At 39.8% G+C, this 24,226-nt stretch carries 26 protein-coding genes and 1 pseudogene; 20 read left to right on the forward strand and 7 right to left on the reverse strand.

What is annotated here, in order from left to right:
* Positions 1-46: 46 nt before the first annotated feature.
* Complete coding sequence (gene gldA / locus SB49_RS15275; RefSeq protein WP_062058401.1) at positions 47-943, reverse strand: gliding motility-associated ABC transporter ATP-binding subunit GldA; 897 nt, start codon at positions 941-943, stop codon at positions 47-49.
* Positions 944-1,431: 488 nt separating this feature from the next.
* On the opposite strand from gldA, the gene SB49_RS15280 reads away from it, so the two are divergent.
* The 4 genes from SB49_RS15280 to SB49_RS15295 are packed head-to-tail and all read left to right on the forward strand — an operon-like array spanning position 1,432 to position 5,363.
* On the forward strand, positions 1,432-2,262 hold the full coding sequence (locus SB49_RS15280; RefSeq protein ID WP_062058404.1) for a prephenate dehydratase: 831 nt from the start codon (positions 1,432-1,434) through the stop codon (positions 2,260-2,262).
* Positions 2,259-3,404 carry a pyridoxal phosphate-dependent aminotransferase gene (locus SB49_RS15285; protein WP_062058407.1) on the forward strand — a complete coding sequence of 382 codons (1,146 nt, stop codon included), beginning with the start codon at positions 2,259-2,261 and terminating at the stop codon, positions 3,402-3,404. The genes SB49_RS15280 and SB49_RS15285 overlap by 4 nt, the downstream gene beginning before the upstream one ends.
* A gap of 4 nt (positions 3,405-3,408) precedes the next feature.
* Positions 3,409-4,269, forward strand: a complete 861-nt coding sequence (locus SB49_RS15290; RefSeq protein WP_062058410.1) for a prephenate dehydrogenase — start codon at positions 3,409-3,411, stop codon at positions 4,267-4,269.
* Positions 4,270-4,280: 11 nt separating this feature from the next.
* Entirely contained in the window at positions 4,281-5,363 is a 1,083-nt protein-coding gene (locus SB49_RS15295; protein WP_062058413.1) for a bifunctional 3-deoxy-7-phosphoheptulonate synthase/chorismate mutase type II, read from the forward strand.
* Positions 5,364-5,463: 100 nt separating this feature from the next.
* Here SB49_RS15295 and SB49_RS15300 read toward each other — a convergent pair.
* Positions 5,464-5,866: pseudogene (locus tag SB49_RS15300) on the reverse strand (hypothetical protein).
* Positions 5,867-5,970: 104 nt separating this feature from the next.
* On the opposite strand from SB49_RS15300, the gene rsgA reads away from it, so the two are divergent.
* The 10 genes from rsgA (at position 5,971) to SB49_RS15350 (ending at position 15,260) form a co-directional block, all read left to right on the forward strand.
* Positions 5,971-6,921, forward strand: coding sequence for a ribosome small subunit-dependent GTPase A (gene rsgA / locus SB49_RS15305; protein WP_062058416.1), 951 nt, complete (start codon positions 5,971-5,973; stop codon positions 6,919-6,921).
* Positions 6,922-7,374, forward strand: a complete 453-nt coding sequence (gene dtd / locus SB49_RS15310; protein ID WP_062058419.1) for a D-aminoacyl-tRNA deacylase — start codon at positions 6,922-6,924, stop codon at positions 7,372-7,374.
* Positions 7,374-7,700: a nucleotide pyrophosphohydrolase gene (locus tag SB49_RS15315; RefSeq protein WP_062058422.1), complete on the forward strand. Its 327-nt coding sequence runs from the start codon at positions 7,374-7,376 to the stop codon at positions 7,698-7,700. The genes dtd and SB49_RS15315 overlap by 1 nt, the downstream gene beginning before the upstream one ends.
* A 97-nt stretch (positions 7,701-7,797) precedes the next feature.
* On the forward strand, positions 7,798-9,030 hold the full coding sequence (locus SB49_RS15320; RefSeq protein WP_062058424.1) for a 3-phosphoshikimate 1-carboxyvinyltransferase: 1,233 nt from the start codon (positions 7,798-7,800) through the stop codon (positions 9,028-9,030).
* Positions 9,031-9,117: 87 nt separating this feature from the next.
* The gene (gene queA, locus SB49_RS15325) at positions 9,118-10,167 is read left to right on the forward strand and encodes a tRNA preQ1(34) S-adenosylmethionine ribosyltransferase-isomerase QueA (RefSeq protein WP_062058427.1); all 1,050 of its coding nucleotides are present in this window, start codon (positions 9,118-9,120) and stop codon (positions 10,165-10,167) included.
* Positions 10,168-10,256: 89 nt separating this feature from the next.
* Positions 10,257-11,300 (forward strand): 23S rRNA (adenine(2503)-C(2))-methyltransferase RlmN, encoded by a 1,044-nt coding sequence (gene rlmN, locus SB49_RS15330; protein WP_062058430.1) that lies wholly within the window; start codon positions 10,257-10,259, stop codon positions 11,298-11,300.
* Positions 11,301-11,482: 182 nt separating this feature from the next.
* The gene (locus tag SB49_RS15335; protein ID WP_062058433.1) at positions 11,483-12,460 is read left to right on the forward strand and encodes a polyprenyl synthetase family protein; all 978 of its coding nucleotides are present in this window, start codon (positions 11,483-11,485) and stop codon (positions 12,458-12,460) included.
* 210 nt (positions 12,461-12,670) lie between these two features.
* Entirely contained in the window at positions 12,671-13,237 is a 567-nt protein-coding gene (locus tag SB49_RS15340; RefSeq protein ID WP_062058436.1) for an RNA polymerase sigma factor, read from the forward strand.
* Between the two features lie 91 nt (positions 13,238-13,328).
* Positions 13,329-14,093, forward strand: coding sequence for a hypothetical protein (locus SB49_RS15345; protein WP_145758408.1), 765 nt, complete (start codon positions 13,329-13,331; stop codon positions 14,091-14,093).
* 99 nt (positions 14,094-14,192) lie between these two features.
* Positions 14,193-15,260: a hypothetical protein gene (locus SB49_RS15350; protein WP_062058442.1), complete on the forward strand. Its 1,068-nt coding sequence runs from the start codon at positions 14,193-14,195 to the stop codon at positions 15,258-15,260.
* Positions 15,261-15,288: 28 nt separating this feature from the next.
* On the opposite strand, the gene SB49_RS15355 is transcribed toward SB49_RS15350, so the two are convergent.
* Entirely contained in the window at positions 15,289-15,534 is a 246-nt protein-coding gene (locus SB49_RS15355; RefSeq protein ID WP_062058445.1) for a zinc-ribbon domain-containing protein, read from the reverse strand.
* A gap of 114 nt (positions 15,535-15,648) precedes the next feature.
* Here SB49_RS15355 and dnaG point away from each other — a divergent pair, with 114 nt between their 5' ends.
* Entirely contained in the window at positions 15,649-17,628 is a 1,980-nt protein-coding gene (gene dnaG, locus SB49_RS15360; RefSeq protein WP_062058448.1) for a DNA primase, read from the forward strand.
* 62 nt (positions 17,629-17,690) lie between these two features.
* Here dnaG and SB49_RS15365 read toward each other — a convergent pair whose 3' ends face one another.
* Together SB49_RS15365 and nadE are read right to left on the reverse strand one after the other, a co-directional pair.
* Complete coding sequence (locus SB49_RS15365) at positions 17,691-18,320, reverse strand: response regulator (protein ID WP_062059315.1); 630 nt, start codon at positions 18,318-18,320, stop codon at positions 17,691-17,693.
* A 173-nt stretch (positions 18,321-18,493) separates the two neighbouring features.
* On the reverse strand, positions 18,494-19,282 hold the full coding sequence (nadE, locus tag SB49_RS15370; RefSeq protein ID WP_062058451.1) for an NAD(+) synthase: 789 nt from the start codon (positions 19,280-19,282) through the stop codon (positions 18,494-18,496).
* A gap of 93 nt (positions 19,283-19,375) precedes the next feature.
* Here nadE and gldB point away from each other — a divergent pair, with 93 nt between their 5' ends.
* The 3 genes from gldB to SB49_RS15385 are packed head-to-tail and all read left to right on the forward strand — an operon-like array spanning position 19,376 to position 21,187.
* Positions 19,376-20,338 (forward strand): gliding motility lipoprotein GldB, encoded by a 963-nt coding sequence (gene gldB / locus SB49_RS15375; protein ID WP_062058454.1) that lies wholly within the window; start codon positions 19,376-19,378, stop codon positions 20,336-20,338.
* Between the two features lie 54 nt (positions 20,339-20,392).
* Positions 20,393-20,728 (forward strand): gliding motility protein GldC, encoded by a 336-nt coding sequence (gene gldC, locus SB49_RS15380; RefSeq protein WP_062058457.1) that lies wholly within the window; start codon positions 20,393-20,395, stop codon positions 20,726-20,728.
* Between the two features lie 57 nt (positions 20,729-20,785).
* A complete protein-coding gene (locus tag SB49_RS15385) occupies positions 20,786-21,187 on the forward strand; it encodes a hypothetical protein (RefSeq protein WP_062058460.1) in 402 nt (133 codons plus the stop codon).
* 1 nt (position 21,188) lies between these two features.
* Here SB49_RS15385 and yihA read toward each other — a convergent pair whose 3' ends face one another.
* Both yihA and SB49_RS15395 read right to left on the reverse strand, forming a co-directional pair.
* Positions 21,189-21,815: a ribosome biogenesis GTP-binding protein YihA/YsxC gene (gene yihA, locus SB49_RS15390; RefSeq protein ID WP_062058463.1), complete on the reverse strand. Its 627-nt coding sequence runs from the start codon at positions 21,813-21,815 to the stop codon at positions 21,189-21,191.
* A gap of 12 nt (positions 21,816-21,827) precedes the next feature.
* On the reverse strand, positions 21,828-22,592 hold the full coding sequence (locus SB49_RS15395) for an alpha/beta fold hydrolase (RefSeq protein WP_062058466.1): 765 nt from the start codon (positions 22,590-22,592) through the stop codon (positions 21,828-21,830).
* Positions 22,593-22,860: 268 nt separating this feature from the next.
* Between SB49_RS15395 and mraZ the strand changes: the two genes are divergently transcribed.
* Positions 22,861-23,325 carry a division/cell wall cluster transcriptional repressor MraZ gene (gene mraZ, locus SB49_RS15400; protein WP_082591131.1) on the forward strand — a complete coding sequence of 155 codons (465 nt, stop codon included), beginning with the start codon at positions 22,861-22,863 and terminating at the stop codon, positions 23,323-23,325.
* The gene (gene rsmH / locus SB49_RS15405) at positions 23,312-24,208 is read left to right on the forward strand and encodes a 16S rRNA (cytosine(1402)-N(4))-methyltransferase RsmH (protein WP_062059318.1); all 897 of its coding nucleotides are present in this window, start codon (positions 23,312-23,314) and stop codon (positions 24,206-24,208) included. Before mraZ ends, rsmH begins: the two co-directional genes overlap by 14 nt.
* Positions 24,209-24,226: the final 18 nt, after the last annotated feature.

The raw sequence follows: 24,226 nt of genomic DNA on the forward strand, positions 1-24,226 counted from the left end.
CCTCTACCAGAGGCTCTTTTTGTATTTATCAAAAAGGAATTGGCTTTTAAATATTGGTCAATTCCGTGAACAGACTTTCTAGATTTTTGTTCTTTCTGCTTAATTGTAGCGTTTTAAGTTTATTGTCATGGGCAAAATCAAAGACAACGGGTCTCATATCTACAGAGGTGTTGAAAGTAATATCATAGACAAAGCCTCCAATATTTTTAACATGGACCACATTGGGCAATTTTTGCAAAAAGGCTTCCTCCACCCTATAGTCGAATTCAACTTCTATAATTTGTTCTTCCTCAGATCTCAACTCCTCCAGTTTCTTATCGGCCACTACAACTCCTTTGTTGATGATGATGACACGGTCACAAACAGCTTCTACCTCTTTCATAATATGGGTAGACAGTAAGATGGTTTTTTGTTTCCCTATCTCTTTGATCAGTTTGCGTATTTCCAAAAGTTGGTTGGGGTCCAGTCCGGTAGTTGGTTCATCCAAAATCAACACCTCAGGATCGTGCAACAAGGCAGCGGCAAGGCCCACCCTCTGACGGTATCCCTTTGAAAGTTGTCCAATTTTTTTGTGTGACTCGGGAGCCAGGCCTGTTTGGTCGATGACCGTTTCAATCCGGTCTTTCCCTACCTTATAAACATTGGCATTGAATTCCAGATACTCCTTTACATACATATCCAAATAGAGCGGATTGTGTTCTGGAAGGTATCCGATACTTTTTTGTACCTGTTTTTTATCAGTTTGCACATCAAAGGAATTTACAGCTGCTTCCCCATTGTCTGCAAGACTATAAGTCGTAAGGATTTTCATCAGGGTTGATTTGCCAGCACCATTGGGGCCTAAGAATCCAACAATTTCCCCTTTTTCTATGGTAAAGGATATATTTGATAATGCTTTTTGGGAACCAAAACTTTTAGAGATGTTTTTGACCGCTATGGACATAAAAATAATTTTTATCAAAAATAAAGCAAATTAACGAAACCAGGATTTCTATTTCGCGGTAGGTACTGGTATCCAAATTAGAGAATTTTAAGAACTATTGAATAGGAAGGTTTTATTCATTCAGGAATCTGGGGAAATTTTAAAAATCAATTATTCTCAATAATTGTTATTTTTTACCTTCATATGAATGGCAATTGTTTAATAAATTGGAATATTTGAAAAAAGAACCTCATAAAAGCTGATTTTTAAATATAATATTTACCTTAGCTGAACATTTCATAAGAAAATGACAAAACAATATATCTGGAACGGTTTTTATTTCTACTTCTTTTTTAAGGGAGGTACGGGACTGTTCTAGCATATTTTAAAAATATAGATAGTAAAAAAGTCCCGTGAAAACAGGGACTTTTTTTTTGGTCTAAACTTAAATGGCTTTCTTTTTTAAAACGAACAAATATTCCCTTTAAAAATAGGGTAGGATAAGCATAATGGGATTAAAAATAGCAATACAGGGAATAAGGGGATCCAACCACCATCAAGTGGCAAAGGATCACTTTGGAGAAGATATAGATTTGGTGGAATGCATGTCCTTCGATGGGCTGGTGGATCAGTTGCTCATCAATAAGGCCGATAAAGGCGTAATGGCCATTGAAAACTCTATCGCAGGATCAATTATTCCCAATTACGCTTTGGTATTCAAGAATAACCTGCACATTATTGGGGAGCATTATCTAAATATCCACCATCATCTAATGGTGCTCAAGGGTCAACAGATGGCCGACATCCAAGAAGTACATTCCCATCCGATGGCTTTGTTACAGTGCAAAGAGTATTTTAGGGACTATCCTACCATAAAACTTGTAGAGGATGTGGATACCGCGGAAACTGCCAAGAGAATCCAGGAAGGACAATTAAAACATATTGCGGCTATTGCCCCTAGGGTGGCATCAGAACTCTATGACCTTGAAATTATCGCATCAGAGATACAAACGATAAAGAACAACTCAACTAGGTTTATCATTGTTAAGACCCAAAACAAGGTACTCCCTGAGGAAGAGATAAACAAAGCCTCCTTACGATTTTTGACAGATCATAAAAGGGGGAGTTTAGCGGCAGTATTGAATGTGATGAGCGATTGTAACCTGAACCTAACGAAGATACAATCCTTGCCCGTAATAGAGCGCCCATGGAAATATTCATTTTTTGTGGATGTCACTTTTGATTCTTATGCCCATTATGCGAAGGCAAAGTCACTCTTAGAGATCATGTCCGAAGAATTTAGGGTATTGGGCGAATATAAAAATGGAAGAAACTTATGATTGCTGCAGATAGATTAAAAACAGTTGAAGAGTACTACTTCTCCAAAAAATTGAGAGAGGTTAGGGGTTTGATGGCCGAAGGCAGGCCCATTATCAATATGGGTATAGGAAGTCCGGATTTAGCCCCTTCAAAAGAGGTTATTGAGGCCCTACAGGAATCTGTAAATGGTGCCAATGCACATCAATACCAAAGCTATCAGGGACTCCCTGAGTTGCGGGAAGCTTTTGCCTCATTTTATCATGCAAAATTTGGGGTCACCGTGAACCCTGCCAATGAAGTGTTGCCGTTGATGGGCTCCAAGGAAGGGATTATGCACATCAGTATGGCATTTTTAAACCCAGGAGATGAAGTTTTGATTCCCAACCCTGGATATCCGACCTATTCTTCCGTTACCAATCTGGTGGGTGCCGTTCCCAAATTTTACGATTTGGTAGCCAAAAATGGATGGTTTCCCGATTTGGAAGTTTTGGAACAGGAAGATCTGTCCAAGGTGAAAATTATGTGGACCAGTTACCCACATATGCCTACGGGTGCCACGGCATCTAAGGATCAGCTCAAGGATCTCGTGGCCTTTGCCAAACGCAACAATATTCTTATGGTCAATGACAATCCCTACAGCTTTGTGCTTAACCAAAGCCCTATCAGTATTCTAGGCGTGGAGGGCGCCATGGAAGTGGCATTGGAACTAAATTCCTTGAGCAAGACCTTTAATATGGCCGGATGGCGGGTAGGAATGGTATTGGGAAGCAAGGCACATATCGATGAGGTCTTAAAGGTGAAGAGCAACATGGATTCCGGTATGTTCTATGGCATACAAAAAGGGGCCATTGCAGCCCTTGAAAGCAGTGATGCCTGGTTTGATAAACTGACCCAAGTGTATACCTCCAGAAGAAATTTGGTTTTTCAATTGGCAGATAAGTTGAACTGTACCTACGATGGGCAAAATGCAGTGGGCATGTTCGTTTGGGCAAAATTACCTGCAGGAATTGCCTCGGCAGAAGCCTTTATTGATGAGGTGCTGTACGACAAGAATATTTTTATTACCCCGGGAACCATTTTTGGAAGTAATGGAGAAGGGTATATTAGGTTTTCACTTTGTGTTACCGAGGATAAAATTAAGGAAGCAATAAGTAGATTTTAAAGAGATGAACGTATTTATAATCGGTGTAGGTTTAATTGGTGGCTCCATGGCCAAGGATATCAAAAATTTTGATCCAGAGGCGAAAATATATGGTATAGATACCAATGAAACCCATTTGGAAGAGGCATTATCACTGGGATTGATAGATAATAGTGCTACGTATCAAGATTTGTCAATAGCGGATGTGGTCATTGTTTCTATCCCCGTAGATGTGATGGTTTCAGTGCTTCCCAAAGTTTTGGATGTCGTAAATGACAATGCAGTGGTGTTGGACGCAGGGTCTACAAAAGCGTTAATTTGCAGTACGTTGGACCAACATCCCAAAAGAAGGAACTTTCTGGCATGCCATCCTATTGCGGGAACTGAATTTTCGGGACCTTCAGCAGCCATCAATGGCCTGTATAAAGGAAAGACCAATATTATATGCGAGGTAGAAAAAACGGCGTTTAAATTGCAGGAAAGAGCTTTGGAAATCTTCCAAAAATTGGGGATGAGAATTAGGTATATGAACCCAGAGGCTCACGACAAGCATATTGCATATGTTTCCCACCTTTCGCATATAAGTTCATTTATGTTGGGAAAGACAGTTATAGAAAAGGAAAAAAATGAGCGCGATATTTTTGACATGGCGGGCAGTGGATTTGAAAGCACCGTGCGTTTGGCAAAAAGCTCTCCAGCAATGTGGACGCCAATTTTTAAGCAAAACAAGGAAAATGTCATAGAGACCTTGGAAGAATACATCCAAAATTTGGAAGCTTTTAAAAAGATGATCGTTGAAGAGGATTATGAAGGCATCTACAATGAAATGAGCAGTACCAATAGAATAAAAGAAATATTGAACGGAATACCACTAAATAAAAATTAGAATACAATAAAATGGAAAATTCAAAACAAATGAGAACATGGTTGGACGATATGCAATTGGACCATCCGTTAGTAATCGCAGGACCTTGCAGTGCGGAGACAGAAGAGCAAGTATTAAAAATTGCACATGAGTTAAAGGATAGCGATGTAAACTATTTCCGCGCAGGGATTTGGAAACCAAGAACCCGTCCCGGGATGTTCGAAGGTGTTGGAGCCATTGGTTTAAAATGGTTGAAGAAAGTTAAGGAAGAAACGGGGATGAAAACGGCAACGGAAGTAGCCAATAGGGCCCATGTAGACCTTGCTTTGGAGAACGATGTAGATTTGCTTTGGATAGGAGCGCGTTCAACGGTGAGTCCCTTTATCATGCAGGAAATTGCCGATGCTTTGGAAGGTACAGATAAGATAGTGTTGGTTAAGAACCCAATCAACCCAGATTTATCACTATGGTTGGGAGGTATAGAAAGATTATATACTGCCAATATTAAGAACTTGGGAGCAATCCATAGAGGTTTTTCCACGTATGAAAAGACCAAATATCGGAATATTCCAGAATGGCAATTGGCCATTGAATTTCAAAATAGGTTTCCAGATTTGCCATTGATCAATGATCCATCGCATATCACAGGAAAGAGGGACATGATTTTTGATGTATCACAAACGGCCCTGGATCTAAACTTCGATGGTTTAATGATAGAAACACATTTTGATCCTGATAATGCATGGAGTGATGCGGCACAGCAAGTAACACCAACAGTATTGAAACAAATTATGAGGGATCTTAAAATCAGAAAGGTAACTGATTCAGAGGAGGATTTCACCAAGGATCTAAGCAACCTAAGGGCTCAAATAGATGTAATTGACAACCAGTTGTTGGATATATTGGGCAAAAGGATGAAAACTTCAGACAGTATTGGAGCTCTTAAAAAGGAAAGAAACGTTGCCGTACTTCAGTCCACCAGATGGAATGAGATTTTGGGTAAAATGATTTTGGAGGGTGAGTCTAGAGGATTGAGTGAGGAGTTTGTACTAAAAATGTTCAAGGCGATTCACCAGGAATCTATCAACCATCAAGAAAAGATCATCAACGGATAATCTATGTTGAATGCTATATAAAAAGCCCCACATGTTCTGTGGGGCTTTTTTATTAAAAGGATTATTGTTTTTTGAAGATGTACCGGGTAATAAAGATGCCCTATCCGTCATCTTTTCCACTTTCACTTTCCACCCCACTGGTCACAAAGGCTAGCTCCCAGCCATCAGCAACCATGGCGTTAATTTTTGATGTGATCACGGTATCATTGGCGGCAATGTTCTGGAAACGGATACCTCCAATGTTGTAGAAGTTCAACAATCTTGTTTCTTCAAAATTCTTTACTCTTATTTCACTGCGGTCCTACTTGTTTCTACCGTTGTCATCTTCCGTTTGCTCACTTGTACATTCCTTATAATCTTTTTACTCAGTGGCACTAATAATTCTGGAACGGCAGACCATTGGGAATAATTTATTCTACACTAGTGATTGCTTTGTACTGTTGTGCGCATGCTTCCACGTTCGCCAAAAGGACCAAACATGAGACTAAAAAATGTTTCTTCATTGGATAGTGGTTTAGAGGTTAATTATGGACTATGAAACGCTTCAATATTAAAGGTATTAAAAAGGAATGTTGTTTCTTTGTATAAATTAAAACCGTAAAATTGAATGTTAGGGACCGTTTATAAATCTACAGGGAGTTGGTACACCGTAAAGGCCAATGATGGTGAGTTTTATGAATGTAAGATCAAGGGGAAATTTAGGATCCAAGGGATCAAAAGCACCAATCCAATCGCTGTTGGGGATAAGGTAGAATTTGAGGTGGAGCATATTGGGGATGAGACCATGGGGATTATCTCGGAAATAGCGGATAGGAAGAATTATATCGTCAGAAAATCGGTAAACCTCTCCAAACAGACCCATATCATTGCCTCTAATTTGGATCAGGTGTTTCTTATGGTAACCCTGAACAATCCCCCTACTTCCACCAGCTTCATAGATCGTTTTTTGGTTACATCAGAAGCCTATCAGATCCCGGCCGTTATACTTTTCAATAAGATTGATACCTACACAGAGGATGAATTAGGGGAGATTAAATATATGGCAGCACTTTATAGGGAAGTGGGGTATACCTGTTTGGGTATTTCCGCCATAACAGGCAAAAACGTAGAGGAGGTCAAAGAAATGATGAAGGGTAAAACCAGCATGTTTTCTGGCCATTCCGGGGTAGGTAAATCCACGTTGATCAATGCCATAGATAAGGATTTGGATCTAAAAACCGCTGCAATATCACAACAACACCTGCAAGGTCAGCATACCACTACTTTTGCTGAAATGTTCGATATGGATTTTGGGGCGCGGATCATAGACACTCCTGGAATAAAGGGATTTGGTATAGTGGATATGGAGAAAAGCGAGATTGGAGATTATTTCCCGGAATTCTTCAAGTTAAAAAACCAATGTAAATTTAATGATTGCCTTCATTTGGACGAGCCTAAATGTGCTGTCAAGGAGGCCCTGGACAATGATGAGGTTTCTTGGAGCAGGTACAGGAGTTATGTTCAAATGGTGTCCGGGGAAGATGAGAATTACAGGATTGACATTCATAGTAAAAAATAAATGAGGGCGATTATACAGAGGGTTTCCAAAGCAAGTGTAACCGTAGACGGGGAAGTGATTTCTAAAATTGACAATGGGCTTTTAATTTTATTGGGCATCGAGGAGGCAGATGAACAAGAAGACTTGGAATGGTTGTCCAGAAAAATTGTAAACCTTCGGATTTTTAATGATTCGGAAGGGGTAATGAACCAGTCCCTTGTAGAAAATGGCGGAAATGCCATTGTTGTCAGTCAGTTTACCCTGCATGCATCCACAAAAAAGGGCAACAGACCCTCCTATATCAAAGCCGCAAAACCAACGGTAGCCATCCCTTTGTACGAAAGGTTTGTCGCCCAAATGGAGCAAGATTTAGGACAAAAAGTGGGAACAGGAATATTTGGTGCCGATATGAAGGTGGAACTGGTGAACGATGGCCCCGTGACCATTGCAATTGATACAAAAAATAGGGAATAATGAACATACAAAATGCACAAAAAGCAGTAGATGAGTGGATAAAGGCCCATGGGGTGCGTTACTTTAATGAACTTACCAATATGGCCCAATTGACAGAAGAGGTAGGGGAAGTAGCCCGTATCATTGCAAGGCGTTATGGTGAGCAAAGTGAAAAGGAATCCGATAAGAACAAGGATCTAGGGGAGGAATTGGCAGATATACTCTTTGTTGTTCTTTGTTTGGCCAACCAAACAGGGATAGATTTGCAACAATCCTTTGATAAAAAGTTAGATCTTAAAGCTAAGAGAGATCACGACCGTCATCATGGCAATGAAAAGCTGAAATAGTCCTATATTTACGGTTCATTTTTTCGGGATATATTAAGTTCGCGGTCATTTGGGCCCAAGCCGAAGGTATACCTGAACTCTTTAAAAATTTAGGACATTGAGGCTACATCTATCTGCACCTGCATCACATAAAATAAGAACGAGTATCAAAATTACCGGCTCCAAAAGTGAGTCCAATAGGTTATTGTTGCTACAGGCTTTATATCCAAATATAGAAATATCCAATATTTCCAATTCTGATGATGCCCAAGTCATGCAGCAGGGTTTGAAAATCTCCCATGGGGAAGTAGACATCCATCACGCTGGAACCGCCATGCGGTTTTTAACGGCCTATTTTTCTTCCCAAGAAGGGAAGGAAGTAGTGCTTACCGGTTCCCAAAGGATGACAGAAAGGCCTATAAAGGTTTTGGTAGAAGCGCTACAAAGCCTAGGTGCCGATATCTCCTATGTGAAAAATGAAGGATATCCGCCTATAAAAATTAAGGGAAAGACCCTGGAAAGACACAAGGTAAGTTTACCTGCTGATATCAGTAGTCAATATATTTCTGCTTTATTATTGACTGCCCCTAGTCTAAAAAATGGCCTGGAGCTCGAATTAATTGGGAAGATAACATCCGTTCCCTATATCAAAATGACCTTGGCCTTATTGTCACAAGCGGGGATTGAGAATTCATTTGAAGGGAATACGATTGTGGTGAAACCTAAAACGTTGGTCCCTGAGATGAAAATGGTTGTGGAGTCCGACTGGAGTTCTGCTTCCTATTTCTACAGTATTGTGGCCCTGTGTGAAGTGGGTACTGAGATAATCTTGTCTTCCTATAAAAAGGACAGTCTACAGGGGGATAGTGTCCTAGCTGGGATTTATACCCAATTTGGGGTGGAAACACTATTTGAGGGTCATGAAATTTGCCTTAAAAAAGTTAAGGAAATAGCTAAGGGCTCTTCTGTGTCCCTGGACCTGGCCAATGCCCCTGACATAGCACAAACCATTGCTGTAACCTGTTTCGGGTTGGGCATGTCCTGTCACTTGGAAGGGCTTCATACCCTAAAGATCAAGGAAACGGATAGGTTGGAAGCATTGAAAACGGAATTGTCCAAACTGGGTGCATCCATAGCCGTTACAAATAAATCCCTGACCTTAAAGGCATCACGTGAAATCCGGAAGGATGTTGCTATTGATACTTACAATGATCATAGAATGGCGATGGCATTTGCTCCTTTGGCACTAAAACAGGATCTATTTATCAATGATGCAGAAGTGGTTTCCAAATCGTATCCCGACTTCTGGAACGATCTTAAAAAGCTTCTTTTCGGCATCAAAGAATCTTAATTTGCATTTAAAGAGGCATTTACTTGACAACGCCCCTTCCAGGGTTGTATATTTGCAGCCGCTAAAAGCATCACTAAAAAATTATCAATGAAATTATCACATTTTAATTTTGAGCTTCCAAATGAATTATTGGCTGAATATCCTTCGGAAAATAGGGATGAGTCTAAATTGATGGTAGTTCATAGAGAGACTGGAAAAATAGAGCACAAAATGTTTAAGGACCTGATCAATTATTTTGATGAGGACGATGTAATGGTGCTTAATAATACCAAGGTTTTTCCTGCCCGTTTATATGGAAACAAAGAAAAGACCGGTGCTAGGATTGAAGTATTCTTGTTAAGGGAATTGAACGAAGAACAACGTCTTTGGGATGTATTGGTGGACCCTGCACGTAAAATAAGAATTGGAAACAAGCTTTATTTTGGTGAGGATGAAAGCTTAGTGGCGGAAGTAATTGACAATACTACTTCTAGAGGAAGGACTTTACGTTTTCTTTACGATGGGTCTTATACCGATTTTAGAAGGAAATTAAGGGAATTGGGTGAAACCCCACTTCCTAAATATATCAAAAGGGATGTAGAACCAGAAGATGAGCAACGCTATCAGACCATTTATGCCAAGCATGAGGGTGCGGTTGCCGCTCCAACTGCTGGCCTGCATTTTTCCAAGCACCTTTTAAAGCGTTTGGAGATCAAGGGTATTAAATTTGCTGAGGTTACCTTGCATGTTGGTTTGGGTACATTTAATCCTGTAGAAGTAGAAGATCTTTCCAAGCATAAAATGGACAGCGAAGAGCTGATCATAGATGAGAAGTGCACAGAAATTGTGAACAATGCCAAGAAAAATAAGCGAAGAGTTTGTGCGATTGGTACTACTGCCATGCGTGGTTTGGAAAGTGCAGTATCTTCTAACCACACCTTGAATACATTTGATGGATGGACAAACAAATTTGTTTTTCCACCGTATGAATTCAGCATCGCAACAGCTATGGTTACCAATTTTCACTTGCCAAAATCGACCTTGTTGATGATGGTATCGGCATTTATGGGACATGATCTAATGAAGAAGGCGTATAAGGAGGCAATCATGGAAGGATATAAGTTTTATTCCTACGGGGATGCCATGCTGATCATATAATTTTTTAAAAAAAATAGAAGTCCCGTCTTTTTCCTTACATTATTGAGGGATAGACGGGATTTTTTATAAGATAATATTGCTGCATAGAAATGGAAACGGTAAAAAAGAAAGACATAAGGGCACTCACCAAGGAACAGCTAAGAGATTTCTTCGTTAGCGAAGGGGACAAGGCGTTCAGGGGGAACCAGGTTTATGAATGGTTATGGCAGAAGTCGGCCCATTCCTTCGAAGCCATGACCAATATTTCTAAGGAGACCCGCCAAATGATGGAAGCCAATTTTGTGATCAATCACATTAAGGTAGACCAAATGCAGCGCAGTAGCGATGGAACCATTAAAAACGCCGTGCGCCTCCATGATGATCTGGTAGTGGAATCTGTGCTTATCCCCACAAAAACAAGAACTACGGCATGTGTATCAAGTCAGGTGGGCTGTAGTTTGGATTGTAAGTTCTGCGCTACTTCCCGATTAAAACGTATGCGCAATTTGAACCCCGACGAGATCTATGATCAAGTCGTGGTCATAGATAATGAAAGTAGGTTGTATTTTGACAGACCTTTGAGCAATATTGTATTTATGGGCATGGGGGAACCCTTGATGAACTATAACAACGTTTTAAAGGCCATAGAAAAGATTACCTCTCCAGAAGGTTTGGGAATGTCACCCAAGCGAATTACCGTCTCCACCTCCGGAGTTCCCAAGATGATCCGGAAAATGGCAGATGAGGAAGTAAAATTTAAATTGGCCGTTTCCCTTCATTCGGCCATAGATGATATTAGAACGTCCATAATGCCTTTTAATGCGACCTTTACCCTGGCCGATCTCAGGGAATCCCTGCAATATTGGTACAACAAGACCAAAAGTAGGATCACTTATGAATATGTAGTTTGGGAAGGGATCAATGACCAGCAGAAGGATGTGGATGCCCTGGTTGATTTTTGCAAATTTGCTCCTTCCAAGGTAAATCTGATAGAGTACAATCCTATTGACGACGGAGAATTTCGTCAAGCCTCAAATAACGCTATAGAGCGTTACGTACAAACTTTAGAACGAAACGGGATAGTGGTAACCGTACGTAGATCAAGAGGGAAGGATATCGATGCTGCTTGCGGCCAATTGGCCAACAAACAATAGGTTAGAAGTTACTGAGCCTACACACCTGTATTTTGTGCAAATTTCCTTTTGTTGAAAGGGGTGTGGATAAACAGTCTTCCATTTTTTCAAACCGATTGACCAAGTTGTGGTGAAAGCCTTTTATTTTTACTTAATTTTACAGAATCAATTCTATTCCAAACCAAATTGGAAAAACATCCTTTGTGAAAGTTGTAAACCAGATTAGGGAGCCTATCAATAATGAAATGGAACTTTTTGAAAAAAAGTTCTATGAATCCATGTCCTCCAAGGTGGCTCTACTCAATAGAATCACCTATTATATTGTCAATAGAAAGGGCAAACAAATGCGTCCTATGTTTGTTTTTCTGACCGCTAAAATAGTGTCAGAAGGAAGCATTAATGAGCGTACCTATCGCGGGGCCTCTGTAATAGAATTGATCCATACCGCTACCCTTGTCCATGATGACGTTGTTGATGATAGTAACATACGGCGTGGCTTTTTCTCCATCAATGCCTTATGGAAAAACAAGATTGCCGTTCTGGTAGGGGATTACCTTCTTTCCAAAGGGCTATTATTGTCCATAGATAATGGCGATTTCGATCTTCTTAAAATCATTTCTGTCGCTGTACGGGAAATGAGTGAAGGGGAGTTGTTGCAGATAGAAAAGGCACGAAGGCTGGATATTACGGAGGAGGTTTATTATGAGATCATCAGGCAGAAAACCGCTACGCTGATAGCGGCTTGCTGCAGTCTTGGAGCCTGTTCGGTAAAACCGGAATCTGATGAAGTGGAAATGTTTAGAAAGTTTGGGGAATTGATAGGGATGGCCTTTCAGATCAAAGATGATCTTTTCGATTACGGCACGGAGCAGATAGGTAAACCTACAGGGATTGATATTAAGGAACAAAAAATGACGTTGCCCCTGATCCATGTGCTCAATAAAGTTGCGGAAAAGGACAGGAAGTGGTTGATAAACTCTATCAAAAACCACAATAAGGACAAGAAAAGGGTACGGGAAGTCATCACTTTTGTAAAATCGAACGGCGGATTGGATTACGCCGTAGAGAAAATGCTTGGCTTTAAAAGTGAAGCCCTTGATCTCTTGGAGTCATATCCCGACTCCCCATATAAAAGGTCACTCATACTTATGGTGAATTACGTGGTGGAGCGTAAAAAATAAAATTCAAACTTATTTAGTGGCAGGATATAATTGGACCATCGCCAAAACGATGGCCGAACTTTGCCTGTCCACAGCTTTTTCAATTCTTTTTAGGCTATTTAACACGCTTTATTGAAGGATTTTAGAAATTATTTGTTTTTTATTTTACGCTCAGGCAACCTTTTATAACTTTAAGTCGTCTATAGAAATAGAACTCAACAATAACGCGCTTTGAAGATAATCACCTTTTATACCAACGAAAAATTGCTGATCAAAAAGGCAGCATCCGGAAGGCGTGATGCACAGCAATGGTTGTATGAAAAGCATTCGCCTAAAATGTTGAGTATTTGTAGGCAGTATATCAAAGATGTCCAGTTTGCAGAAGATGTTATGGTGCAGGGATTTTTAAAAGTATTCACACACCTGAACAATTTTAAGCACGAAGGAAGCTTTGAAGGTTGGATCCGAAAAATTATGGTCAGGGAATGCATCACCTATCTCAGAAAGCGCCAACCTATAATTTTTGACGGGGAGGTTCTTGAAAATCATTCGCAGGATTATGTTTCCATGGGATCCCAATTGGAGGTTGGGGAAATACAGACCTTGATAGACTGCTTACCGGAAGGCTACCGATTGGTTTTTGGACTCTATGCCTTGGAGGGGTACAAGCACAGCGAAATAGCAGAAATGCTACAAATCTCTGAAAGCACGTCAAAGTCCCAATTGTTCAAAGCTAGAAAAAGGCTGCAGGAGCAGCTGAAAGTCCTTGAAATGAGCGAGCGGATACATTCAAAATAAGTCTTTGTATTGCGTTATGGGGAAATTGTTTCGTTGTGGTTTCACACCTTAACCGGATCCCAGAAAGTAGATAAAAAATAAAAGTATAGTTATGGCACCAATGAAGTTTGAAGAACAGATGAAGGAAAAGCTCGATCAGCGGAAGATAAAACCATCTGATCGCGCATGGGAAACGATTGCCTCCCAAATGAATGCTACCAATGAATCAAGAAAAAAGAATTCATTTTTATGGTATGGAATTGCCGCAGGGTTTATTGGAATTATTTTAGTTTCTGTAATTTATTTTAGAGGTCAGGACGATGCTATAAATGATCAATACAATGTGGTGGATACGGAGAAATTGACAGTCCCGACAGAAAAAGCGCCACCTGAACAAAGGGAAGGGGAACAGCAACTGACACTAGGAGTTAAAGTAAATTCAGATGTTGGCAAAGAACCTGAAAATACCATGGGTGATGCTATAGTGAATGTTCAAAACCACAAAGAGGGCCATTTGAAAACCAAGCCTAACGAGAATGCGTCCACAGACATTACCAAGCCGGACAAGGGGGAGGGTTTAACAGCACAGACCAATAAGGTCATCGATTCCAAAATAGCCCAATTGGTAGAACAGATGGATTTTATGGAACAGCGCCAAGTGGAATTGACCGATGCAGAAATAGATGCCTTGTTAAAAAAAGCTCAGCAGGAAATACTTCAAGAACAGCTATTTATAAAGGGTAATTCCGTAGATGCCCTGGCTTTATTGACTCAGGTTGAAGGGGAAATGGATCAATCATTTAGGGATCAAATTTTCGACGCCCTCAAAGATGGCTTTTTTAAGGTACGTACCGCCGTGGCAACGCGAAACGAATAAATATAAAGTAAACTATTCATCAATCATTAATCAAAAGCCCTCAAACATCCCGTTCCAAAAAGGAACGGGAGTGGGAGAGGTGTGTAAATCAGAACAATTATGAAAACTTTAAATGTGTTTTTAGTACTAATGGGAATGTTGCTCTTTACCGGGGCCGGTTATTCCCAAGAGGTCAGCAAAAGTCGGGTAGAAGAATTGAAAAATGCGAGGTTAAAAGTGACCGAGGAGGAGAAGGAAGCCTTAAAAATTGAGATTTCGGAAATTAACCATCGCTTGGAAACCAAGGAGATTACCTTAGAGGAGTCCCAAATCTTAAAGGAGGAGGCTGCAAAGAAAAGGGCCTTGAACATAGAGAATAGAATAGCCATCATTGAAAATGAAATAGCACTGTTGGAGCGGAACCCTGACGGAATTTATCCAACGGTATCTTCGGATACCACTCAATGGAGACTAAAATTGGGTATTGATTTAGATGATAAGCCACTTTTTTCGATCAATTCAAGTAAAAAGAAAGAGGAACCTGTTTATGACAGACGCACCTACACGGATTTTGTGATGGCCGTAGGATTGAACAATGCCTTGGTTGATGGCCAGGGTTTAGAGGATACCCCGTACAAAATTGGTGGAAGTCGTTTCTTCGAAATTGGTTGGGCCTGGAGGACTCGGGTTTTTGAGAATTCCAATTTTATGAGGTTGCATTATGGAGTTTCTTTTCAATTCAACGGATTAAAACCAAATGACAATAGGTATTTTGTCATGGATGGGGATCAGACCAATTTAGAAGTATTTCCCAATGAATTGGACAAGGCAAAATTACGTATGGACAATTTGGTTTTTCCTATTCATTTTGAGTTTGGACCCTCAAAAGTCGTTCAGACAGCTAACACCATGCGCTATTCCCTGGACAAGCAATTTAGAATTGGGGTTGGTGCCTATGGAGGGTTTAATATGGGGACACGGCAAAAATTAAAGTATGAGATTGATGGAGATAATGTTAAGGATAAGCTGAAAAGGGGCTATAATACCAGTAATTTTATTTATGGACTAAGTGCCTATACCGGTTTTGGGGGAACTTTACTTTATATAAAATACGATTTAAATCCCATCTTCAAAAATGCGGTTGTGGAACAACATAACATTTCTTTGGGCTTGAGGTTTGATTTATAATAATTAATATCAACTTGTACTAGTGGGGTCAACTAGTTTCTACCGCTTGTTTCATCTCCTCTGTAAATTCATTTTCATAATAGGCCTTTCTGCAGTGGGAGCATTCCACAAAATGGTTGGTGTTGATTCTAAAAAGTGAGATCCAGAAGAGATGAAAATAGGTAGGGGCCGAAATGGCGGTCAGTGTATTTGTTTGATGGCAATAAGGACAGGAAATGCCCTCTAGTACTTTGGTTTTTTCTTTGCCTCGTTTGGTCCCTAGAAATAAAATCATTTCTTAATCAATTTTAAATAAATACGCTACTATCTAGAGTAAAGTTATGGAATAGATTTATCTTTCAAAAGCGCTCCTATTTTGTTACATTTAACCCCTCTATAAACAACTGCTTTGATTTCAAAATCTACCATAGACCAAGTATACGAAACCGCTAGATTGGAAGAGGTAATTGGGGATTTTGTACAGCTCAAAAAATCCGGATCCAATTTCAAGGGACTTAGTCCCTTCACAGACGAACGATCGCCTAGTTTTATGGTATCACCCGTAAAACAGATATGGAAGGATTTTTCCAGTGGCAAGGGCGGCAATGTCGTCGCTTTTTTAATGGAGCACGAACATTTCACCTACCCAGAGGCCATAAAATATTTGGCCAAAAAGTACAATATAGAAATAGAGGAGACAGAACAGAGTAACGAACAAAAGGAAGAGGCGAACGAAAGGGAAAGCATGTACTTGGTCTCTGAATATGCACAGAAATATTTTTCGGAAACCCTAAAAGAAACAGAGCTCGGCAAGGCCATTGGTTTAAGCTATTTTAAGGAACGTGGTTTTACCGATGATACCATAGAGAGGTTTGCTCTAGGCTATTGCCTGGACCAATGGGATTCCTTCACCAAAACTGCGCTGGACAAGGGATACCAATTAAAATATCTTGAAAAAACAGGGCTCACCATCGTTAAGGAGAATGAAGGTGGCGGTGAAACTAAAAAATTCGATAGGTTTAAGGGAAGGGTCATGTTTCCCATACAGTCCATGAGTGGACGGGTATTGGGATTCGGGGGTCGTATCCTGACGAATGATAAAAAGGCCGCTAAGTACCTGAACTCCCCAGAAAGTGATATCTATCACAAGAGCAAGGTGCTATACGGGATTTATCATGCCAAACAAGCCATTGCCAAGGAGGACAATTGTTACTTGGTAGAGGGATATACGGATGTCATCCAATTTTACCAACGTGGTATCCACAACGTGGTTGCTTCCAGTGGAACTGCGCTGACACCAGATCAGATCAGATTGGTCAATAGGCTTACCAAAAATATTACCGTTTTGTTTGATGGTGATGCAGCAGGTTTGCGCGCCTCCCTCCGTGGTATTGACCTTATTCTGGAACAGGGCATGAATGTAAAGATCTGCACCTTTCCAGAGGGGGAAGATCCGGACAGCTTTTCCAAAAACAACTCCTATGAGGATGTTGTTGCCTACTTGCAGGACAATTCAAAAGATTTTATCCAGTTCAAGGCCTCGCTTTTGGTTAAAGAGGCAGCCAATGATCCCATAAAAAGGGCCGATACGGTCAGGGATATTGTGAACAGTATTTCCAAGATTCCGGATCGGATCAAGAGGGAGATCTATATTCAGGAATGTGCGAGCATCATGAATATCTCCGAAGCGGTCCTCTTTAACACCTTGGCGCAAATCGGAAAAAAAGACAGTGCCGAAGCTGCCAAAAAAGCGCCCCAAGAACAAAGGGCCTTTGAGGTGGTCAAGAATGATAAAAAGGATGTTGTAAAGGTAGATGTGCAATATGAGCTGGAACGTAAATTGATAGAGCTCTTACTTTTGTACGGTAATCAGAAACAGAAATTCGAGGATTTGATCCTTAAAGAAAACGAGTCCGGGGATTTGGTTTTGGAGCCGGAAGTAATGGAGGCGAAAGTATATGAAAAAATATATCTGGATCTTCAAGAGGATGAGATAGAGCTTACCCATGAGCAATTCAAGAATATCTATTACAAGTTAATAGAAGGGCTAAATGAAAAAGAGGATTTTGCCATCAACAGTTTTATGGCGGAATTGGACCAGGAATTGGTGTCCGAAATTTCCTCCATATTAATGGAGGAAGAAAAGTACATGTTGCACGATTGGGAGCGAAAGGATATTTACCCTAAAGAGAAAGGGGCAGGGGTAGCGCAATTGGTCAGTGAAACTATACTGACCCTTCGTTGTTTCCTGATCAAGAGAAGGATAGATGTCCTACAGCAAAACACCCAAAATATGGAGGAAGACCATAGGGAAACCCTCGAAGAAATCATGAACTATTTACAATTGAACAAGTTGCTGAACAAAAAATTGAACAGGGTGCTTTCTTGATTTTTTATAATAAAAAAAGCCATGGTCTCCCATGGCTTAAGTATATGTCTATTTGGTAAAAATTAATACAGTTCCAGTGCCTTAGCTTGTTGTAATAGATCTACAAGATTGTCCACATTTAATTTTTTCATCAATCTGGCCTTGTAGGTACTAACTGTTTTTTCATTTAGGTTTAATCCTAAAGCAACATCCTTATTTCGTTTCCCGCTGGCAAGTAATTTTAGAACCTCAACTTCTCTAGAAGAAAGTTTTCTGAAAAATCTTCTTGGTTTTTGGGTGCCTTCATCAAAAGCTAGTCTCTGGGCCAATTCATTGGTGATGAACATGTTGCCTTCGCTAACTTTCCTTGTTGCAGTGATAATGTAATCTATATCGGCGACTTTGGACAAATACCCATAAGCGCCAGCTCTGATAGTGCTAAGTGCGTAAACATCTTCTGACTGCCCGCTGTAGATCAAAACCTTAACGTCAGGAAAATCTTGTTTCATTTTTCTTAAAGCGGCAATCCCATTGATTTCAGGAATATCCATTTCGAGAATAACCACATCTGGAGTAACTACTTCTAATTTCTCAAATAACTCAGTGGTGCTTGAAACGTCATCAATGACTTCAAAATCCGAAGCAGCATCTAATACGTGCTTGATGCCCATTCGTACGATAGGATGATTGTCTGCAATTAAAACTTTTATCATTATGCTTTGTTTTATAGATCTCAACATCTATTACTACATCACCTAAAAAAAATACTGACAGGTAATGTAAGGTTAAAATCTTTAATTCCTTAAACAAATGTTAGTTTTTTTTAACAATACACCCATTTTTTCGCATTTTATTCGTCTTATTTACTATATTTTCTGCTAAGTGGCTATTTTAAAGCAATGGGTATCTGACAAACGGGTATAGGAATCATCTTATGCCGATTCATAGAATTATATCTATTATAGATACTAAAAATTTCTTTTTTCCGGCCCGTAAAATCACTTATTGTTTTTCCTTCTTCCTTCATTTTCATTGCCCATTCCAACTCAGGGTAGGATGCCCCAATTTGGTCTTCGTCAGTTCTGTCGTCTCCCCAAAGACCATCCGTTGGTGGTGCTTTGATGATCTCCTCGTTTATTCCAAGAACTTTTGCAATGTCGTAAACCTCTGTCTTCAATAAGTCTGCAATGGGGCTTAAATCGACCCCTCCATCCCCATATTTAGTATAGAAACCTATTCCAAAGTCTTCTACCTTGTTTCCAGTGCCCGCTACGAGATACCCTTCAAGTGCTGCAAAATAATATAAAGAGGTCATACGCAGCCTCGCTCTGGTATTGGCCAGCGACATAAACCTCTCCTCTTCCTTTTCCACTGTGGGCAGGACGTCAACAAGTTGATCAAATACGGGTGTTAGGTTCACTTTTTGTCGTTTTACGTTCGAAAAATTTTGAGTTAGCCATTCGATATGCCTTGAAGCGCGGGTGACCTGACTTTCCGCTTGGTGGATTGGCATTTCCAGACATAATAAATCGAGTCCGGTTTTTGCGCACAGCGTAGATGTTACGGCAGAATCTATGCCCCCAGAGATGCCGATCACAAATCCCTTGCATTTTGCATTAGTGGCGTAATCTTTTAACCATTTTACAATATGATCTATTACTTTTTCGGTTTGCATAGATGTCTTTTTTTAAGTTGAAAACAATTAACTTTGCTCTGTAAAAATAAAGCGTAAGCGCTTAATATTAAAGTGTAGCGGTAATTACTTTAGATGAAAAATCCAATTATACTCATTTTAGGACTGTGTTTGATGCTCGTAGGTTGTGCAGAGGACCAAAAAGTAAAAGAAGAGGTTCAGAATATTAATGTTAATGTAAAAGTTTTGCGTTTTGACAGGGATTTTGCAGAAGCAGGGCCCTTGGATATACCAGGGCTTAAAAATACATACCCTTATCTCTTTCCTGCCCAATATCCCGATAGTGTTTGGGAGGCAAAATTAAAGGATACCCTTCAAGTGGAGCTGCTTTATGAAGTGGGGAAGGCTTTTCCAAATTTCAACAATGAGACCCAAGACTTGGAATTGTTTTTTAAGCATGTAAAATATTACTTTCCAAACATTAGCCTTCCAACAGTTGTGACGATTACTTCTGACGTGGACTATAATAACCGCATAATTTTAGCCGATTCCTTGTTGATTATTGGATTGGATAATTATCTGGGGCAGGATCATAAATTTTATGGGGGGATACAGAAGTATATATCCTTTGGTTTGGACAAGGAATATATGGTGTCCGATGTGGCTGCAGCTTTTGCGAAAAAAGTAAATCCTTATCCAAGGGACCGCGCCTTTTTATCTCAACTCATTTATTACGGCAAAGAACTTTATTTAAAAGATAAACTTTTGCCATTGAAATCTGATGCTATCAAAATAGGGTACTCCCAAGAAGAATTAGATTGGGCGAAAGCCAATGAGGAAATGATTTGGCGCTATTTTATAGAACGCGAACTTTTGTACAGTACGGACACCAAATTGGCCATGCGGTTTTTGGATCAGGCGCCATTTTCAAAATTTCAATTGGAGTTGGACAATGAGTCACCAGGCCGTATAGGAAGGTATATAGGATGGGAAATAGTAAGGTCATTTATGGAGAAGAACAATGTGACTTTACAGCAATTATTAAGTCTTTCTGCCGAAGAAGTGTTTAAAAGGTCTAAATATAAGCCCAATAAATAAGGGAGGTCTTATAAATTTTCCAGAGATATTAATTGAACAAAAATAAGAATTGAAATGTCAAAATTAGAAACTTCAGAGATAACGTTAAGGGTTGCCGTTGATGAAAACAGGGTTCCGGAAAAATTGAGCTGGTCCGCACAAGATGGAGGTATAAACAATGAAGAGGCTAAGGCCATGTTGCTTTCAGTATGGGACAGTAAGAATCAAGAATCCCTAAAAATAGATTTATGGACCAAGGATATGCCCGTGGACGAAATGAAGATATTCTTTCACCAGACGCTGGTTTCCCTATCTGATACTTTTATGAAAGCTACCCAGGATGAAAAAATGACGGCCACCATGAAGGATTTCTGTGATTATTTTGCGGAGAAACTCGAACTTAAAAAATAGGCTTTAAGCGAGAGCAAACTGTAAGGAATTTCTCTTCAGGCGGACTTACTTAGTACTATGGAAAAAAGAGTCAGAGTAACCCCCGAAGAAAAATTGCTTTTTGTTTATAATGCGAATTCCGGAAGGGGAAATACCTGGATGGATGTTGCCCATAAAATATTGAGCCCCAAAACTTATGATTGCAATCTATGCTATATAACTTTTGGGGTGTTTTCTGAAAATAAGGCATGGAAAAGGTTCAGAGAGCAGTCCTCTCTAGAGATGGAGTTTTTGCACAAAGATGAGTTTGCTAAATCTTATGCCTCCAAATTTGGACACAAATTTACATTTCCCATCGTTCTTGCAGAAGCAGCCAATGGCTTCGAAGTGTATGTAGGTACTGAGGAATTGAATGCGCTTAAAAATTCAGAAGATTTGATAGGTGTTCTAAAGAGTAGATCGGAAGTTTCCTCATTGTGAATTACAAAACGGAATTTTGTAATTCTTTAAAGAATTTTTCGTTCAGGTCATCAATGTAATGAAGAAGTTCTTCCCGGCCAATATCACTAGTGGATGAGGTTACAAAATACTGCGGTGCCTCCTCCCAAATGCCCGCCAAAAGATCCTTGATGTAGGCGTTTATATGATTTTCAATGGCCTTGGGTCTTAGTTTATCTGCCTTGGTAAAGACAATGCAAAAAGGGATGGCATTTTCACCCATCCATTCCATGAATTCCAAGTCGATTTTTTGAGGTTCATGTCTGATATCAACCAATACAAAAGCGCACACCAGTTGTTCGCGCTCCCTAAAATAATCCGTAATATATTTCTGAAAGGTTTTTTTGTCCTTTTTAGACACTCTGGCGTAACCATAACCAGGTAGATCTACCAAAAACCAATTGTCATTAATTTTAAAGTGATTGATAAGTTGTGTCTTCCCTGGTCTGCCCGAAGTTTTGGCCAGACTCTTTCTTTGGGTCAACATATTGATCAAAGAAGATTTCCCTACATTAGATCTGCCTATAAAGGCATATTCCGGTAATGGATCCTTGGGACAATGGGTCACTTTGGAATTGCTTATCACAAAGTTGGCCGACTTAATTTTCATTTCAATCTTACTTTAGTAGTTGCGCTTGCTTAACCAGCTGTCCAATAGTGTATTAAATTCCTTGGGATGTTCCATCATTGGGGCATGCCCACATTTTTCTATCCAATAAAGCTCGGAGTCCGGAAGTAATGCATGGAATTCGTTGGCTACATTGGGAGGGGTTACATTATCATTTTTACCCCAAATAATACAGACCGGCGTATGCATATTGGGAAGGTCCTTGGACATGTTGTGGCGTATGGCGCTCTTGGCGATGGCCAAAGTTTTTACCAATTTTATGCGATTGTTGACAGTCGCAAAAACTTCATCAACAATTTCTTTAGTGGCTACCTCTGGATCGTAAAAAACGTCCTGGGCTTTCTTTTTTATAAATTCATAATCCCCACGTTTTGGATATCCGTCACCCATAGCGCTTTCGTAGAGGCCGGAGCTGCCAGTAATTACAAGGGCTTTTACATTTTTGGGATAAAGCTTTGTGTGCAGAAGGCCAATATGGCCACCAAGCGAATTTCCTAAAAGAATCACATCCTTCAGGCCTTTGAATTCGATGAATTGTTCCAAGAATTTAGCAAAACTTTTGACATTGGTTTTTAATAACGGCATGTCATAAATGGGAAGTTCAGGAATGAGTACTTTATACCCCTTTTTTGGGAAGTGGGTCATCACACCATGGAAGTTGCTTAAACCACCCATGAGACCGTGTAAAATGATAATGGGTTTTCCTTCACCCATCTCAATGTATTTAAATTTTCCTTCTTTAATAATCTGTTCTTCCATTTAAAGGATGGCTTCTGGTCTTAGTTGACAAATATAGACAATTCCAACTAATAGCAATGCATTTAGTCGAAATGTAAAGCGGGTAATAACGCTCTGTTTTATAGGATGTTCCGAAAAGTCTACCACTTTTTTTTGAGCTATTTATCAGGATGTTACGCTCTAAATTAATTCTAAAAATAAGAAATTTATTAACAATGTGGTAATTTGTGGTAAATAGTGGTAATAATTTCTATATATTTGAGTTATATAAGTAAACCAACCTTTATTTGTGATAAGCTTCATAGGGACATACGAGTGCAAAGCCGATGTTAAGGGCAGGATAATGATGCCTGTTGCTCTTAAGAATCAGATGGCCCCTATGCTTTCCAATGGTTTTGTTTTGAAGCGCTCCGTTTTTCAGCCTTGCTTGGAATTGTATCCTATGGAAGAGTGGAATCTTTTGATGGAGAAGATGAACAAAAAAAACCGTTTCAAAAAGAAAAATAATGACTTCATAAGGCGGTTTTCTGCAGGGGTCAAGGTTGTTGAAGTAGATGCTACTGGTAGATTGTTGATTCCTAGGAATTTAGTTTCCATAGCAGGCATATCCAAAGATGTGGTTTTGAGTTCGGCCATCAATATCATTGAGATTTGGGATAAGGACAGTTATGAAAAAGTAATTGATGAAACTGCAGAGGATTTTGCGGATTTAGCAGAAGAAGTAATGGGAGATGATGGAGATGAGTTATCATAATCCGGTGTTGTTGAAGGAGTCTGTAGACGGACTCAATATCAAAGAGGATGGAGTGTACGTTGATGTCACCTTTGGTGGTGGAGGGCATTCCAGGGAGATACTCCGTAGGTTGGGTGAGAAGGGCAAGTTGTTTGCTTTTGATCAAGATGAGGATGCATTGGAGAATGCTTTGGACGATGATCGTTTTCAGTTGATCCATGAGAATTTTAGATACATGACCCAATTTTTAAAGTTCTATGGTATAAGAAAGGTGGATGGTATTTTAGCCGATTTTGGCGTTTCCTCTCATCAGTTCGATAAAGCAGAGCGTGGATTTTCTACCCGTTTCGATGCCGATCTGGATATGAGGATGAGTAAAAAGAATACGATTTCTGCCCATGATGTAGTAAATAACTACTCATACGATGAGCTGAGAAGGGTGTTGTTCGAATATGGGGATCTAAGAAATGCCAACGCCATGGCCAAGGCAATTGAGGTTGCCAGAGAAGAATCTCCGATTCAGACCACAGATCAATTGAAAGGAATATTAAAGCAATTTTTGCCTTCTTCCAAAGAGCATAAAATATTGGCACAGATTTATCAGGCCATACGTATTGAAGTGAACCAAGAGATTGAGGTCATCAAGGAGTTTTTGATGCAGACACCTGGAATATTGGAAGCGGGAGGGAGATTGAGTATGATCAGTTACCATTCTTTGGAAGATCGTTTGGTGAAACGCTTTATTAGGGCAGGTCGGTTTGATGGGGATCCTGAAAAGGATTTTTATGGAAATATAGATGTTCCCTTTAAAAAAGTTGGGGGATTGATTGTTCCTTCAAGAGAAGAAATAAAATTGAACAATAGGGCGCGAAGTGCCAAATTGAGGATTGCAGAAAGAATTTAAACGGTTTGGGCTAATTGT

Origin of the sequence: Sediminicola sp. YIK13, from assembly GCF_001430825.1 — a bacterium.
Taxonomy (GTDB): domain Bacteria; phylum Bacteroidota; class Bacteroidia; order Flavobacteriales; family Flavobacteriaceae; genus Sediminicola.

What these genes read in the sequence shown, in the direction of transcription:
- gldA (WP_062058401.1), bottom strand. Translation starts at nt 943, where the DNA reads ATGTCCATAGCGGTCAAAAACATCTCTAAAAGTTTTGGTTCCCAAAAA.
- SB49_RS15280 (WP_062058404.1), top strand. Translation starts at nt 1,432, where the DNA reads ATGGGATTAAAAATAGCAATACAGGGAATAAGGGGATCCAACCACCAT.
- SB49_RS15285 (WP_062058407.1), top strand. Translation starts at nt 2,259, where the DNA reads ATGATTGCTGCAGATAGATTAAAAACAGTTGAAGAGTACTACTTCTCC.
- SB49_RS15290 (WP_062058410.1), top strand. Translation starts at nt 3,409, where the DNA reads ATGAACGTATTTATAATCGGTGTAGGTTTAATTGGTGGCTCCATGGCC.
- SB49_RS15295 (WP_062058413.1), top strand. Translation starts at nt 4,281, where the DNA reads ATGGAAAATTCAAAACAAATGAGAACATGGTTGGACGATATGCAATTG.
- rsgA (WP_062058416.1), top strand. Translation starts at nt 5,971, where the DNA reads ATGTTAGGGACCGTTTATAAATCTACAGGGAGTTGGTACACCGTAAAG.
- dtd (WP_062058419.1), top strand. Translation starts at nt 6,922, where the DNA reads ATGAGGGCGATTATACAGAGGGTTTCCAAAGCAAGTGTAACCGTAGAC.
- SB49_RS15315 (WP_062058422.1), top strand. Translation starts at nt 7,374, where the DNA reads ATGAACATACAAAATGCACAAAAAGCAGTAGATGAGTGGATAAAGGCC.
- queA (WP_062058427.1), top strand. Translation starts at nt 9,118, where the DNA reads ATGAAATTATCACATTTTAATTTTGAGCTTCCAAATGAATTATTGGCT.
- rlmN (WP_062058430.1), top strand. Translation starts at nt 10,257, where the DNA reads ATGGAAACGGTAAAAAAGAAAGACATAAGGGCACTCACCAAGGAACAG.
- SB49_RS15345 (WP_145758408.1), top strand. Translation starts at nt 13,329, where the DNA reads ATGGCACCAATGAAGTTTGAAGAACAGATGAAGGAAAAGCTCGATCAG.
- SB49_RS15350 (WP_062058442.1), top strand. Translation starts at nt 14,193, where the DNA reads ATGAAAACTTTAAATGTGTTTTTAGTACTAATGGGAATGTTGCTCTTT.
- SB49_RS15355 (WP_062058445.1), bottom strand. Translation starts at nt 15,534, where the DNA reads ATGATTTTATTTCTAGGGACCAAACGAGGCAAAGAAAAAACCAAAGTA.
- SB49_RS15365 (WP_062059315.1), bottom strand. Translation starts at nt 18,320, where the DNA reads ATGATAAAAGTTTTAATTGCAGACAATCATCCTATCGTACGAATGGGC.
- nadE (WP_062058451.1), bottom strand. Translation starts at nt 19,282, where the DNA reads ATGCAAACCGAAAAAGTAATAGATCATATTGTAAAATGGTTAAAAGAT.
- gldB (WP_062058454.1), top strand. Translation starts at nt 19,376, where the DNA reads ATGAAAAATCCAATTATACTCATTTTAGGACTGTGTTTGATGCTCGTA.
- gldC (WP_062058457.1), top strand. Translation starts at nt 20,393, where the DNA reads ATGTCAAAATTAGAAACTTCAGAGATAACGTTAAGGGTTGCCGTTGAT.
- SB49_RS15385 (WP_062058460.1), top strand. Translation starts at nt 20,786, where the DNA reads ATGGAAAAAAGAGTCAGAGTAACCCCCGAAGAAAAATTGCTTTTTGTT.
- yihA (WP_062058463.1), bottom strand. Translation starts at nt 21,815, where the DNA reads ATGAAAATTAAGTCGGCCAACTTTGTGATAAGCAATTCCAAAGTGACC.
- SB49_RS15395 (WP_062058466.1), bottom strand. Translation starts at nt 22,592, where the DNA reads ATGGAAGAACAGATTATTAAAGAAGGAAAATTTAAATACATTGAGATG.
- rsmH (WP_062059318.1), top strand. Translation starts at nt 23,312, where the DNA reads ATGAGTTATCATAATCCGGTGTTGTTGAAGGAGTCTGTAGACGGACTC.